This window comes from Paenibacillus sp. PSB04, assembly GCF_025809195.1.
Classification (GTDB): Bacteria; Bacillota; Bacilli; order Paenibacillales; family Paenibacillaceae; genus Paenibacillus_AQ; species Paenibacillus_AQ favisporus.
In genome coordinates, this window is sequence record NZ_CP081301.1 from 6232542 (window position 1) to 6246874 (window position 14333).

Sequence of the window (14333 nt, forward strand, 5' to 3'; positions counted from 1 at the left end):
GCAAAATTACCGCCCGCAGCATCTGCTTGGGGCTGGACAATGCAGTTTCGGGTGCCGGAACTCGAAACGAATGCAGCCGATCTGGATTACGCGGAAAACATGCGTTGAATCAGCATAGGCTGCAGTTGTCTTCCTTCAAGAGCCGCATCGCACGCTTCGGGGATCAGCTCCATGTTCGCAACCAGCGAATTGGGCTTCTGCACCGGATTATCCTGACCGAACGGAACAAAATAAATGTTCTTGGTCACAAGCAGCTTGGCGATATTCGCTGCGTTTAATCCCAATCCGTCATTGGTGGAAATCGCCAGCACCAGCGGACGCAAATTCCGCATTTGGGCCTTGGCGGCCATCAAGACAGGACTGTCCGTAATGGCATTGGCCAGCTTGCTTGTCGTATTGCCCGTGCAAGGCGCAATGACCAGCACGTCGAGCAGTTTGGACGGTCCCAGAGGCTCCGCATCCACAATTGAGGTGATGATGTCGCTCCCCGTGATGTTCTTCAGCTGTTCCAGCCAGCTCGCGGATGTGCCGAAGCGGGTGTCCGTTACCTGCACCGAATTGGATACAATCGGCACCACTTTGGCACCGGCGTCCATAAATCGTTGAATCTGCGGCATAATTTCAGCAAGCGTACAATGTGAACCCGTAATCGCATAACCTACCGTTTTACCCTGCAAGTTCATTCCCCATCCCCCCGAATCTTGATCTCGTCCGAAATCAACTGTACCAAAGCATTGGCAATAATCATTCCAGCTGTTTTGGGAGCTACGATTCCAGGTAATCCAGGAGCCAGCAAGGCCTTAATACCCCGCTTCTCCGCATACCGGAAATCACATCCTCCGGGAGCCGAAGCAAGGTCAATAATGACGGCGCTTTGGGGCATTCTTGACAGGATTTGCGCTGTGACTATCATAGTCGGAATCGTGTTAAAAATCAAGTCGACACTTCGCACATGATCCGCCAAATCCCTTGTCAGGAAAGGCTCCCAGCCCATGACCTCCGCTCTGGCAAAATCCTTTTCCGACCTGACGCCGGCCCTCACCTTCGCCCCGAGTCCCTGTAGGCTTTTCGCCATCGTAAACCCGGTTCTACCCAATCCCAGCACAATACAATCCGAACCGTGGATCGTAAACGGCGTATTCTGGATTGCCATCACCAGTGCGCCTTCCGCCGTTGGGATGGAATTAAAAATGGCAACATCATCCCGGTCCAGCAGTTCCAACAGGCGTACCTCGTGGCTTGCGCATAGGCTGCGCAGATAGGGTTTGGCCATTCCCGTATAAACGGTACAATGCGACGGAAGAGCGGCCAAATGCTCATCCAGCAGCTTTAAGGACTCTCCAGAATATGGCGTCTGGATCGCTCCTGTATCATCACACCCGACAACAGGCAGCACGAGAACGTCTGCCGCAGAAAGCAGTTCAGAAGAGAGGCGTTCCCACGAGACTCCCAGGACCCTTTCATTCAGCTTGTCGAATCCGACCACGCTGACGGTAGCATCCATCTCCGAACATTTACGGATCACCTCGATCTGCCGTGCATCCCCGCCTAGGAACACAATATGAACTCCAGTCAGCACAAGGATGTCACTCCTTTCAAAAACACTGTTATGAATCCATCATATGCCGCTGCCTAAGGAGGGGTGAAAGACGCCCGTCAAATAAAAAACGTTTGTAGGCGCACTGTTCAGGAAGCCGGACCGCATGTAGCAGCAATTTCCCTTGCGATATAGGAAGCTGGGTCTCTGAAGCCTATATTTCCTTCTATGTAAAAAAGCCTGGAGACCGAACCCTTTCGGGAACGAACTCCAGGCTGTATTGAACTATAAATTATTTGCCGGTGTGTCCGAATCCGCCCTCACCGCGAACGGTTTCGGACAGTACGTCCACCTGCTCAAACGTCACCTGCGGCACTTCCACGAACACCATTTGGGCGATGCGCTCGTTTCGGGTGATCGCAAAAGGCTCCTGGCCGAGGTTGATCAGCAGCACCTTGATTTCCCCGCGGTAATCGGCGTCGATCGTTCCCGGCGTATTAAGGCAGGTGATACCGTGCTTCAGGGCCAGCCCGCTTCTCGGGCGGATTTGTGCTTCCAGCCCGTCGGGCATGGCGATGGCAAACCCGGTCGGGATGAGCCTGCGCTCCCCCGGCTGGAGGACGACTTCTTCTTCAACGGCGGCGTACAGGTCATAGCCGGAGGCGGAGCCGGACATTTTCTCCGGCAGCCGCACATCCTCGTGACCCGGCAATTTATGAATTTGTACGTAGTGTGACAAAATCGTCCCTCCTTAACCCAGCAATGGCGCGGTCCGTCGATCCGACCATCGCCAGCGCGAACGGCTGGCTGAACATCCGGTCCAGCACCGCGTTCACGTCGTTCATCGTCACGTTTTCGATCTTTTCGATCATGTCATCGAGCGAAAAATGCTTGCCCAGCATCAGCTCGTTTTTGCCGAGCCGGTTCATACGGCTTCCAGTGCCCTCAAGGCTCAGGATCAGACTGCCCTTCAGCTGCTCCTTGCCTTTCCGGAGTTCGTCCTCGGTCATCCCGTGTACGGCCACATCCGCCAGCACCTCTTTGGTTAAGCCCATGACCTCATTGGTTTGCTTCGGCGCGGTTCCGGCATAGATCGTAAACAAACCGCTGTCTTCGTTGGAGCTGTGGTAGGAATATACCGAATAAGCGAGTCCCCGCTTTTCCCGGATTTCCTGGAACAACCGCGAGCTCATCCCGCCACCGATGCTGTTATTGAGCAGAATCATGGCATACTGAAGCGGATCGTGAATCGAGCATCCCGGGAAGGACAGGCAGATATGATTCTGCTCTGTCTTCTTTTTATGATACAAGATCCCGCTCTGGAATGAAGGCACGGTCAATTCGCTCACCCGCCCGCTGGTTTGGAAACCGCCGAAATGGCGTTCCAGCAGCTCCACAATGTTATCGTCAATGTTACCTGCCACGCTGATGACGGTGTTCTCGATCGTATAGTGGTCATCCATGTAGGCGCGAAGGTCGGAAGATCCCATGCTTTCCAGCTGTTCCTTCGTTCCCAGTATCGGATAGGCGAGCGGATGATCCCCGTAGACCGCCTTAGCCATTAGGTCGTGCACCATGTCGTCCGGCGTATCTTCGTACATCGAAATCTCTTCCAGAATGACGTTCTTCTCCTTGGCCAGCTCCTCACCGTCCAGCTTGGAACGGAAGAACATATCGGCGAGCACGTCTACGGCGATCGGCAGATGCTCATCCAGCACCTTGGCATAAAAACAGGTATATTCCTTAGAAGTAAAGGCATTCACATTGCCGCCAATGGCATCGAATTCCTCGGCAATCGCCTTGGCGTCAAACCGTTCAGTCCCTTTAAACAGCATGTGCTCGATAAAATGGGAAATGCCGTTGTTGGCCAAGGTTTCGTGGCGGGAGCCTGTCTTTACCCAAATGCCAAAGGAAACCGAACGCATCGTCGGAATTTTCTCCATAACTACTCTAAGGCCGTTGCTTAAGTTTATTTTTTTCACGCGAGAGGCCCTCCTAAAATTAATCCAATGAACCTCCAGGCTGCCCCTGTCCAGTTCTAACTAGTTATCCGTTCTTCATGCAAATGATGGCCGAGCCGTAACTTTCCTGACTACAGCCAGCGCAATCCCTATCCTATCAAAAAAAGCCGTCTCACTCAACCTTGGGCGCCGTGACTCTCTCGGGGGACAGCGTCTGGCTGACCGTACCCAGTACAAGGCCTTTCGCCTTGATCACCCGGATCATGCCCTTCAGCGCCTGGGAGGAGGAGGAGGTCGGATGCATCAGAATCAAGGTGCCCGGCTCCACTTTGGCCGAGATCTTGTTGACGATGGAATCCGGTGAAGGCTTCCGCCAATCCACCGTGTCCAGTGTCCACAGAACCGTCTTCAGGCCGAGGCTGGCGGCGATTTGGACTGTCTGCTGATTAAAATCTCCGGAAGGCGGCGCAAACCACTTGTTCGTCACACCCAGTGTATCCTTCAACAGCTGCTGGGTTTTGCTGATTTCGAGCGTGGCCCGTTCGCGGCTCAGCTGACTCATGTTGGGGTGCGTATACGCATGGTTCTCCAGCTCATGCCCCCGCTTTTGGATCTCCTTGGCCATCTCCGGATTTTTCTTCAACCAGCTTCCGTCAAAAAAGAAGGTTGCCTTTACGTTCTCCGCATCCAGCGTATCGAGCATCGGAACGATGTACTCGTCCCCCCACGCGACGTTAATCATCAGGGAAACCATCGGCTTTTTCGGGTTCCCTTTATAAATCGGTTCAGCCGCCAAATCGCCCAGGTTCACCTTGGGGGGAATTTGACGGTACACATATGTAATCGGAGCCGTGGCTCCCTGGGCCTTAGCCCGCTTATAGGTCTCGTCTACGTCGATCTCCAGGCCGTTGTACCCCGGAATGGCCTTCCAGACGCGGTCCACGACCGCATCCACCGGTGGAATCCTCGTGGCCTCGGCCTTCTCCTGAATCTGCTTGTACAGCGGATCCAGCTGCTTCTCGTCCGTCTGGGGCTCAAACGCGGTTTGAGCAGTCAGGTGGTGCCGTACGTCCTGAAAATAGTCCCCGACCGCACCGGTCTGCGCGAGCCCGACGATGGTGGCAAAACAGGCAAGCACGATGGCTGTCCGTCTCCCGTTCATTTTTCCGCTCATCTCCCTTAACATACTTTGTCCCATCATATGAAGGGACGAGCGGGATTATGAATGGAGGCCGCGAGAGAGCATCCGGAGGTTTTGACCGCATTCAAAGGTAATTTTTCTTGCAATATCAGAGGCAATGGCTTTGAAGTTTATCCATTCTGATCTCATAAGAAAAAGCCTATCGAAGCACCTTCAAAGAAGACAGACCGCGTTTAAAGGTGTTTTTTCTTGCAATATCAGGAGGCAATGGCTCTGCAGTTTATACTATCTGATATTATAAGAAAAGCGTCTATCGAAGCACCTTCAGAGAAGACAGACCGCGTTTAAAGGTGTTTTTTCTTGCAATATCAGGAGGCAATGGCTCTGGAGTTTATACTATCTGATATTATAAAAAAAGAGCCAGAAGTGAGTACTTTCTGTCTCTTAGACTGCATATGGTAGCAAGCGTGGCTTCTTGACGAAGCCGCTCCGCTTGATTTAAGCCTTGGATTCTGCAACCAATACCGCTTTGCGCGACAGGTTGATACGCCCCTGCTGGTCGATCTCGGTCACTTTGACGGTGATCGTATCTCCGACATTCACGACGTCCTCAACTTTGCCGACACGCTCGGTCGAGAGCTGAGAAATGTGCACAAGTCCCTCTTTATTCGGAAGCACTTCGACGAAAGCGCCGAATTTCTCGACCCGTTTGACGGTGCCGACATAGATTTCGCCGACTTCGACTTCACGGACGATGCCTTCAATAATAGAGCGGGCTTTCTGGTTCATTTCCTCATTGGACGATGCGATGAAGACGCGTCCGTCCTGCTCGATGTCGATCTTCACGCCGGTTTCCTCGATGATCTTGTTGATGATCTTGCCGCCTGCGCCGATCACGTCGCGGATCTTGTCCGGATTGATGTTCATGACGATGATCTTCGGAGCATATGGAGACAACGTCTCTCTTGGCTTCTGGATCGCTTCCATCATTTTGCTCAGGATAAACATCCGACCTTCTTTGGCCTGCTTCAGAGCGTCGTTCAAAATCTGGCGGTCAATGCCGGCAATTTTGATGTCCATCTGAATGGCGGTTACCCCTTCAGCCGTACCGGCCACTTTGAAGTCCATATCGCCCAGATGGTCTTCCATCCCCTGAATATCCGTCAGAATGGATACATGCTCTCCGTCTTTAATCAGACCCATGGCTACGCCAGCAACCGGCGCCTTGATCGGTACCCCGGCATCCATCATGGCCAGCGTGCTTGCGCAAATACTTGCCTGGGATGTGGAACCGTTCGACTCCAGCACTTCGGAAACGAGACGAATCGTGTACGGGAACTCGGTCTCCGATGGAATGACCTTCGACAGAGCGCGTTCACCCAGCGCGCCGTGGCCGATTTCGCGGCGTCCCGGTGCACGAAGCGGACGGGCTTCGCCTACGCTGAACGGAGGGAAGTTATAATGGTGCATAAAGCGTTTGGTTTCCTGCAAATCGATGCCGTCCAGAATTTGCACGTCACCGAGCGCACCCAACGTACACACGCTGAGAGCCTGGGTTTGACCACGAGTGAACAAGCCTGTACCATGCGTGCGCGGCAGAATGCTCGTATCGCATTCGATCGGACGGATCTCGTCCAGACCCCGGCCGTCAGGACGGACCTTATCGTGGGTGATCAGGCGTCTTACTTCTTCTTTGACAATATCATGCAGCACTTCTTTGACATCTTTCAAGAGCTCAGGCGTCTCTATGTATTTTTGTTCAAAGAAAGTTACCGTTTCTTCGTTGATCGCATCGATCGCATCCTGGCGCGCATGCTTCTCGGCAATGCGTACCGCTTCTACGAGACGCTCTGCAGCGAATTCGCGTACTTCGGCATTAACCTGAGCGTCAACCGCATGAAGCTTCACTTCCATTTTCGGTTTGCCGGCTTTTTGCGTCAGTTCGTCAATGACGGACACGATCTTTTTGATCTCCTCGTGACCGAACATAATCGCTTCCAGCATCGTTTCCTCAGGAACCTCGTTCGCCTCGGCTTCAACCATCATGATGGCGTCTCTGGTGCCTGCGACGACCAGGTAAATGTCACTTTTCTCCTGCTGCGCGATGTCCGGATTAATAATAAATTGTCCGTCTACGCGTCCTACGATGACACCGCCGATCGGTCCGTCAAATGGCACGTCCGAAATGCTCAGCGCTGCGGAAGTACCGATCATGGCCGCAATATCCGGCGAGCAGTCCTGATCCACGCTCATGACAAGGTTCAGCACCTGCACATCGTTACGGAAGCCTTCCGGAAACAGCGGACGAATCGGACGGTCGGTCAGACGGCTGGCCAGAATGGCCTTCTCGCTCGGTCTGCCTTCCCGTTTGATAAAGCCCCCCGGGATCTTACCTACGGCATACAATCTTTCTTCATAGTTTACAGTCAGCGGAAAAAAGTCCAGATCCTTCGGTTCGCTGGAGGCGGTCACTGTACAAAGTACGGCCGTTTCCCCGTAGCGGACCATCACGGCGGCGTTAGCCTGCTTCGCGAGGCGTCCGGTCTCCATGACCAAGGTTCTGCCGCCCAACTGCATTTCAACACGACTTTCCATGAAATCCCTCCTTTATTACTCAATCAGTATTCCCCAGATGGGGATAATTCATATAGTCCTGCATAAAAAGCAACCCGGTTGCCCCGCTGTCACTCCTAGAAGGACAAACGGTGAACAACCAGGCTGCTTTCCGTAGAACAATATGGATTATTAACGACGCAATCCAAGTTTTTCAATCAGAGCGCTATAGCGTTTAACATCCTTGTTTTTCAAGTATGCCAACAGCTTACGGCGTTGACCGACCATTTTCAAAAGACCGCGACGGGAATGATGATCCTTCTTGTGCGTACGCAGGTGGTCTGTCAAATTAACGATGTTCTCCGTAAGGATAGCAATTTGCACTTCAGGAGATCCTGTATCGGACTCATGAGTTTTGTGCTCTTCGATCAGTTGTTGTTTGCGTTCTTGAGTCAATGCCATCCTGTTCACCTCCTTAACATAAATAATCGCCGTTAGCCTAGAAACCGTCGGTGAGATCGTGTATCCAAGCTAAGGTTTCCTTCAGCCCATGGGCATCCAGCAACGTTTATCAGTATAGCATACTTCACCGGCAAAAGTAAATGTTCGCCAGCGCGTAAGCTTTAGCGGCCCGACTTCAAAAGTTCTCTGGCGCGATCCGCGTCCGCCTGGATCTGGGCGATGAGTTCCGGTACGGAAGGAAACTTCCGCTCATTCCGGATAAAATGGACCAGTTCCACCGAGACATGCTCGCCGTAAATTTCCCGGTCAAAGTCAAACAAGTGAACCTCAAAGCTTGGCACCGTTTCGTTCTCATGAAATGTCGGTTTAACCCCCACATTCATGACGCCGGGAAAAATCCTTCCGTTCAAAAAGGCTCGTACCGCGTACACACCCTTAACCGGAATGACAAACTTATCGTCCAGTTTCAGGTTGGCCGTCGGAAAACCGATGGTACGGCCGCGTTTTTCTCCGCCGACAACGGTTCCGCGCAGCCGGTAGCTGCGGCCGAGCAGACGGCCGGCCCGCTCCAGGTCACCCCTTTGCAGCGCTTTGCGAATTTCCGTACTGCTGACCTTGCCGCCTTCCAGTTCGAACGGCGGGATAACTTCGACGTTCAGCCGGCCGTCCCCCAGCAGGCGGAGCATCTCGGCATTGCCTTCCCCCTTGTGGCCAAAGCGGAAATCGAAACCGACCACGGCCGCCTCGATGCCCAAGGGAAACAGCACGCCTTCTACAAATTCCTGCGGACTTACATGGGAAAAGGAATCGTTAAACTCAACGACGTATACGATATCGACCCCCAGGCCGGCCAGCAGCTCCTGCTTCTCCTGCAGAGGCGTTAGGCTGCCCTCGTAGTCCCCTTTCTTCATCACGTCCTTCGGATGCGGATGGAATGTCATGACGGCCGAAGGGATGTTCTTGCCCTTTGCCAGGTTCACCGCAGAAGAGATGACGCTGGCATGACCAAGGTGCACTCCGTCGAACTGTCCGATGGCTGCGACCTGCGGCTGGGTATGCTCCCGGATGACCTCCGCAGGCAGCGGGTACGATAAATATACGGTCTTCACTGTTCTTTCACCTGCAATTCCATAGATAATCATTATGACTCTGGCAGAAATACCTTGACCGGAGCGATAGCCCCCGTCTCTGCCTGTTTTTCGAAAATGCCGAGAAACATTCCCTTTGGATCATACAGTCGTATGCATCCGGGCAGCATGACCTCCGGCGTAACCGCTCTGCCCGAGAGCCTCTGACCCTGCAAGGCGGCAGCCGCCTTGTCCTCGGCCACGGTATGTGCCGGAAGATGCCGGACCGCTTCGTCGACCGGAATCAAATGCTCGTCCAGCTCACCCGTCGCCGTCAGGCGCTCGATATCTTCGAGCGTGAGGCACTTCGAAGCGGGAATTCCTGCCGACATCGTGCGCTCCAGCTTCACCATCGTTGACGGCAGCTGCAGAGCCCGCCCGATATCTACGCATAACGTCCGAATGTACGTCCCCTTGGAGCACAGAACCCGAAAGGAAATGTCCAGATAAGGCCCTTGCCAGGCCGAGCCGGTCATTTCAATTTCGTGAATCGTCACCTCGCGGCTTTTGCGCTCAACCGTCTTGCCCTCCCGGGCCAGCTCGTAGAGCCGTTTGCCTCCGACCTTGACCGCAGAGTACATGGGGGGCACCTGGGAAATCGTCCCTTCAAAAGAGTGGAGCACCTTCTCCACATCTTCCGGCGTGACATGGACCCCGTCCACAGATTCCGTGACCGTACCGGTCAAATCCTCGGTGTCGGTGGCAATGCCCAGCCGCAGGGTAGCTGCATATTCCTTCGGAAGCTCCTGCATGTACTCCACCACCCGGGTCGCCCGGCCAAGGCAGAGCGGCAGAACACCGGTAACTTCGGGATCCAAGGTTCCGGTGTGCCCAATCCGCTTCATTTTCAATATACGGCGCGCCTTGGCAACGACATCGTGGGAAGTCATCCCCGCCGGCTTATCGATGGCCAATACACCTTCTAAGCTGCTCATAAAAATTGTCTCACCCGTTCTATAACCTGAGGAATAATCGTATCCAGTGTTCCTTCGATACGGCACCCCGCTGCGCGGACATGCCCGCCGCCACCAAACGTCTGCGCCAGGGCGGCCACGTCAACTTTGCCTGCAGAACGCATGCTTACTTTGACCGCTTGGTCATTGATCACTTTGAATAAAATGCCGACCTCGACGCCCTGAATATTCCGCGGATAGTTCACGATTCCTTCCAGGTCATCGTTGGCCGCGCCTGCCTCCACCATATGCTCGGGAGTGACGTATACCCAGCTGATTTTGCCGTCCGGCGTCATCTCGAGTGTGTTCAACGCTTTGACCAGCACCTTCATCTGGGGCAGGGTCATTGCCTCGAGCAGGGTCTCCGACAGCTCCGGCCCGTTGACCCCATAGCCGAGCAGCTCGGAAGCCGCCGCCATCACTTTAGGGGACGTATTGGAATAACGGAAACCGCCGGTGTCCGTCAGCAGCCCGGTATAGATCGCGGTCGCAATCTCCTTCGTCCATTGAAATCCGAACGCATGGATCAGATCATACAAAATTTCGGCCGTTGCCGCAGCGTCCGGCTTAATCAGCGTCGCACTCCCGTAACCGTTGTTGGTCGGGTGGTGATCGATGTTCAAGATCAAGGCATCCGGAGCGAAGCATTGCTGCGTCAATCCCACTCTCCCAAAATCGGCGCAATCCACACAAATGACATGCTTGAATGAACGTTCCGGTGGATGAAGCTCCATATTCACAATCTGCTCTGACAGGCATAAAAATTTCATCCGTTCAGGAATCGGCCCTTCATTGATCAGAGTAAATTTTTTGCCCAGACATGAGAGAAGCCAGCCCACGGCAACTGTGGAACTGACTGCATCTCCGTCCGGCTGAATATGAGACACTACAAGATAATCATCATGCGTCAGCAAAAACTCCTTTGCCTGCTCAAGCGATTGTTCATAGGTCTGCATTGGCCGTCTCCTTTAAATCTTTTATTTAGTTATCTTCGTTTTTTCCGATTTCACCGAGGAGCTTCTCGATGTGACTGCCATACGCGATGGATTCGTCAAACTTAAAAATCAGCTCCGGGGTATGGCGCAGCCGGACTCGCTTGCCGAGCTCCGAGCGGAGAAAGCCGTTCGCCTTCTCCAGAGCCTTCAGCGTGTTGTTCTTCTGCTCGTTATCCCCCAGAACGCTTAAATAAACTTTCGCCTGCGACAAATCGTTCGTCACATCCACACCGGTTACGGTAACGAAACCGATGCGCGGGTCCTTCAGTTCGCTTTGGATCAGCTGGCTCAGCTCTTTCTTGATCTGCTCTCCAACCCGTCCAGCCCGAATTTTAGCCATGCCTGTTCACCTCTCTACTTGCGCTCCACCGTTTCCATGATGAACGCTTCAATAACGTCGCCTTCCTTGACGTCATTATAGCTTTCCAAAGTAATGCCACATTCATAACCCTGTGCCACTTCTTTAGCGTCGTCCTTGAAACGTTTGAGCGTATCGATCTTACCTTCATGGATGACGATGCCGTCGCGTATCAGGCGGACTTCGGCGTTACGCGCGATCTTGCCTGACGTAACCATACATCCGGCAATCGTACCCACTTTGCTGATTTTGAAGAGGTTGCGCACTTCCGCGTGGCCGATAACCACTTCTTTATATTCCGGATCCAGCATGCCCTTCATGGCCTGCTCGATTTCTTCAATGACGTTGTAAATGACGCGATGCAGGCGGATATCCACTTTCTCCTGCTCGGCGGTTGCGCCGGCCTGCGGATCTGGACGGACGTTAAAGCCGATAACGATCGCATTGGACGCCGCTGCCAGAATGATATCGGACTCGGTAATTGCCCCTGCGCCGCTGTGGATGATTTTGACGCGAACGCCTTCCACTTCGATCTTGGAGAGCGAGCCTTTCAGCGCTTCGACCGAACCCTGCACGTCGCCTTTGATGATGACGTTCAGGTCCTTGATCTCGCCGTCCTTGATGTGCTTGAACAGATCGTCCAGCGTGACGCGGACGTTGCTGCCAAGATCGGACTGACGCTGGGTGATGGCACGTTTCTCGGCAATCGAACGGGCCTTGCGCTCGTCTTCAAATACCATGAACGGATCGCCGGCAAGCGGAACCTCGGTCAGACCGGTGATTTCCACCGGCGTAGACGGTCCGGCTTCCTTCAAACGGCGTCCCTTGTCGTTGACCATCGCCCGGACGCGGCCAAAGCAGTTGCCTGCCACGAACGCATCCCCGACTTTCAGCGTACCGTGCTGTACCAGCACGCGGGCTACCGGTCCTCGGCCTTTATCCAGCTCGGCCTCGATCACCGCACCGCGGGCGCGTTTGTCCGGATTCGCTTTGTATTCATTCACTTCGGCGACCAGAAGGATCATCTCAAGCAGATCCTCAAGCCCCATTCTTTGCTTCGCGGATACGTTGACGAAAATCGTGTCTCCGCCCCACTCTTCCGGAACGAGACCGTATTCGGTCAGCTCCTGCTTCACTTTATCCGGATTAGCATCCGGTTTGTCGATTTTGTTCACCGCCACGATGATCGGCAGCTCGGCTGCCTTCGCGTGGTTGATAGCTTCAACCGTCTGCGGCATGACGCCGTCGTCGGCAGCGACCACAATGATCGTAATGTCGGTAATTTGCGCACCGCGCGCACGCATGGCCGTAAACGCTTCGTGGCCCGGCGTATCAAGGAAAGTAATCTTCTTGTTGTTGATTTCCACCTGATAAGCACCGATGTGCTGGGTGATGCCTCCGGCTTCGCCGCCGGTTACGTTCGTGGAACGGATGGCATCCAGCAGCGTCGTTTTACCATGGTCGACGTGACCCATGATGGTGACAACCGGCGGACGCGACTTCAGATCAGCCGGATCGTCGTTCTCTTCGACGGTCTCGAAGCGATCGTCCTCGACCACGATCTTCACTTCGACTTCGACGCCGAATTCGCCGGCAAGCAGCAATATCGTATCGATGTCGAGTTCCTGGTTGATCGTTGCCATGACGCCCATCTGGATCAGCTTCTTAATGACTTCGGAAGCATCCTTATGAAGCAGCTTGGCTGTTTCGCCAACGGTCATGTTGCCGCGGACGATAATCTTCTTCGGCGTGTTGTCGATCTTCTCGCGCGGCGGCTGCTGAGACTGTTGTCTGCCGCGGTTGTTCTTACCGCCGCGATTGTTCCGGTTAAATCCTCCGCCCTGGCGGTTGTCGTCAAAGCGTTTCGAACCGTTGTTATTGCCGCGGTTCTGACCGCGATTGCCGCCTCCGCGGTTATCGTTGCTTCTGGAGAAGTTGTTGTCGCCGCCGGCGTTTCCTTGAGGACCGCGGTTTCCGGTGGATTGCTGCTGCGGGCGTCCTGCGCCCGAGCGCTGGCCGCCACCCTGCTGCGATCCTTGAGGGCGATTGCCGCCTTGACCGGATCCTTGGGGGCGATTGCCGCCCTGGCCGGATCCTTGCGGACGGCCTCCTTGGGAACCTTGATTCCGGTTATTCGATCCGGCACCCGCGCCTTGCGGACGGTTGCCCGATCCATTCGATTGACCTTGCGGTCTGCTTTGCTGAGATCCTGAGTGACTTCTGCGGGAATCTTGCCCGCCCTGCGGTCTTTGCGACCCTGTTTGTGTGGTGTTATTCAATTTATTATTCATACCTACCTGCTTTTCCTGTTGTTTTTGTGATGGGTCCGATCCGGCTGCCCGGCCGCCCTGGTTACGCTGAGTGCCTGCCTCGTTTCTGACCGCGGAAGTGCTCGCCACGGTCTGGCGGTCTCCGCCTTCCCGCTTGGCGGCCGCATTCGACTTAATATCCTTGAAAAATTGTTCCACTTTCGAGACCGCATCATTCTCCATAACGCTCATATGATTGTTAACGGGAATATCAAGCCTTTTCAAAATGGTTATGATTTCCTTACTGCTCATATTAAGTGATTTTGCATATTCGTACACGCGCAGCTTATCTTTACTGTCCTGTTTACTCAATATACTCCACCTCCGAATTATCTCCAAGACTCTTGGAGATCATTTCTGCGAATCCTTGATCCGTAATGGCGAGCACAACCCTTTCGGGCTTTCCAATGCTTGTGCCCAGGCTTTCCCGGTCAAATCCGATCACCAGAGGAATGTTGTATGTTCCGCATTTGTCGCGGAACTTTTTTTGTGTATTGGCTGAGGCGTCAGCCGCCAGCATGACCAGTTTCGCTTCGGAAGACCGGATCGCTTTCAGGACGATTTCGTCGCCGGTGACCACTTTCCCCGCCCGCATGGCAAGACCCAGGCGGGATAAAGTTTTACTCATCAACCGAACGTTCCTTTACGGCCAAAAATTCGTCTTCCACGAGCACAAAGTCATCTGCGAGCTGTTCGTAAATTTCCGGTTTGACATGATGCTTCAGAGCCCGATCCAGTGATTTGTTCTTCTGTGCCAGTTTAAAGCAAGATACTTTGCCGCAGAGATAAGCCCCCCGGCCCGACTTCTTGCCAGTCAGGTCGATCAGTACTTCATCTTCCGGCGTTTTGACAATACGGATCAGTTCCTTCTTGGGCATCATTTCCTGGCATGCCACGCATTTGCGCAGCGGGACTTTTCTTTGTTTCATGCCGCGAC

The 14333-nt window shown here is 53.9% G+C and carries 14 protein-coding genes; all 14 read right to left on the reverse strand.

Translation table 11 applies throughout. From position 1 onward, the window contains the following. Positions 1–86 precede the first annotated feature (86 nt). The 14 genes from K2F33_RS28640 to rnpM all read right to left on the reverse strand — a co-directional run bounded on the left by K2F33_RS28640 (position 87) and on the right by rnpM (position 14325). Positions 87–683, reverse strand: coding sequence for a dipicolinate synthase subunit B (locus K2F33_RS28640; RefSeq protein ID WP_076168024.1), 597 nt, complete (start codon positions 681–683; stop codon positions 87–89). Further along, positions 680–1579 (reverse strand): dipicolinate synthase subunit DpsA, encoded by a 900-nt coding sequence (gene dpsA / locus K2F33_RS28645; RefSeq protein ID WP_263880246.1) that lies wholly within the window; start codon positions 1577–1579, stop codon positions 680–682. The genes K2F33_RS28640 and dpsA overlap by 4 nt, the downstream gene beginning before the upstream one ends. Positions 1580–1829: 250 nt before the next feature. Beyond that, positions 1830–2276 carry a dUTP diphosphatase gene (gene dut / locus K2F33_RS28650; protein ID WP_263880247.1) on the reverse strand — a complete coding sequence of 149 codons (447 nt, stop codon included), beginning with the start codon at positions 2274–2276 and terminating at the stop codon, positions 1830–1832. Beyond that, on the reverse strand, positions 2251–3480 hold the full coding sequence (locus K2F33_RS28655) for a M16 family metallopeptidase (protein WP_412974024.1): 1230 nt from the start codon (positions 3478–3480) through the stop codon (positions 2251–2253). The genes dut and K2F33_RS28655 overlap by 26 nt, the downstream gene beginning before the upstream one ends. A 190-nt stretch (positions 3481–3670) precedes the next feature. After that, positions 3671–4660 (reverse strand): polysaccharide deacetylase family protein, encoded by a 990-nt coding sequence (locus tag K2F33_RS28660; protein ID WP_212983226.1) that lies wholly within the window; start codon positions 4658–4660, stop codon positions 3671–3673. 477 nt (positions 4661–5137) lie between these two features. After that, positions 5138–7234 carry a polyribonucleotide nucleotidyltransferase gene (pnp, locus tag K2F33_RS28665; protein ID WP_263880248.1) on the reverse strand — a complete coding sequence of 699 codons (2097 nt, stop codon included), beginning with the start codon at positions 7232–7234 and terminating at the stop codon, positions 5138–5140. 150 nt (positions 7235–7384) lie between these two features. After that, complete coding sequence (rpsO, locus tag K2F33_RS28670; protein ID WP_076168040.1) at positions 7385–7654, reverse strand: 30S ribosomal protein S15; 270 nt, start codon at positions 7652–7654, stop codon at positions 7385–7387. A gap of 161 nt (positions 7655–7815) precedes the next feature. Next, complete coding sequence (locus K2F33_RS28675; RefSeq protein WP_163872664.1) at positions 7816–8763, reverse strand: bifunctional riboflavin kinase/FAD synthetase; 948 nt, start codon at positions 8761–8763, stop codon at positions 7816–7818. A 32-nt stretch (positions 8764–8795) separates the two neighbouring features. Then, the gene (gene truB, locus K2F33_RS28680; protein ID WP_263880249.1) at positions 8796–9716 is read right to left on the reverse strand and encodes a tRNA pseudouridine(55) synthase TruB; all 921 of its coding nucleotides are present in this window, start codon (positions 9714–9716) and stop codon (positions 8796–8798) included. Beyond that, positions 9713–10690, reverse strand: coding sequence for a DHH family phosphoesterase (locus K2F33_RS28685; protein ID WP_076168048.1), 978 nt, complete (start codon positions 10688–10690; stop codon positions 9713–9715). Before K2F33_RS28685 ends, truB begins: the two co-directional genes overlap by 4 nt. A 25-nt stretch (positions 10691–10715) precedes the next feature. Then, positions 10716–11069: a 30S ribosome-binding factor RbfA gene (gene rbfA / locus K2F33_RS28690; protein WP_076168050.1), complete on the reverse strand. Its 354-nt coding sequence runs from the start codon at positions 11067–11069 to the stop codon at positions 10716–10718. 14 nt (positions 11070–11083) lie between these two features. Then, entirely contained in the window at positions 11084–13708 is a 2625-nt protein-coding gene (gene infB / locus K2F33_RS28695; RefSeq protein ID WP_076168052.1) for a translation initiation factor IF-2, read from the reverse strand. Then, positions 13701–14024: a YlxQ family RNA-binding protein gene (locus K2F33_RS28700; RefSeq protein ID WP_076168054.1), complete on the reverse strand. Its 324-nt coding sequence runs from the start codon at positions 14022–14024 to the stop codon at positions 13701–13703. The genes infB and K2F33_RS28700 overlap by 8 nt, the downstream gene beginning before the upstream one ends. Next, positions 14017–14325 carry an RNase P modulator RnpM gene (rnpM, locus tag K2F33_RS28705; protein WP_076168056.1) on the reverse strand — a complete coding sequence of 103 codons (309 nt, stop codon included), beginning with the start codon at positions 14323–14325 and terminating at the stop codon, positions 14017–14019. Before rnpM ends, K2F33_RS28700 begins: the two co-directional genes overlap by 8 nt. Positions 14326–14333 lie beyond the last annotated feature (8 nt).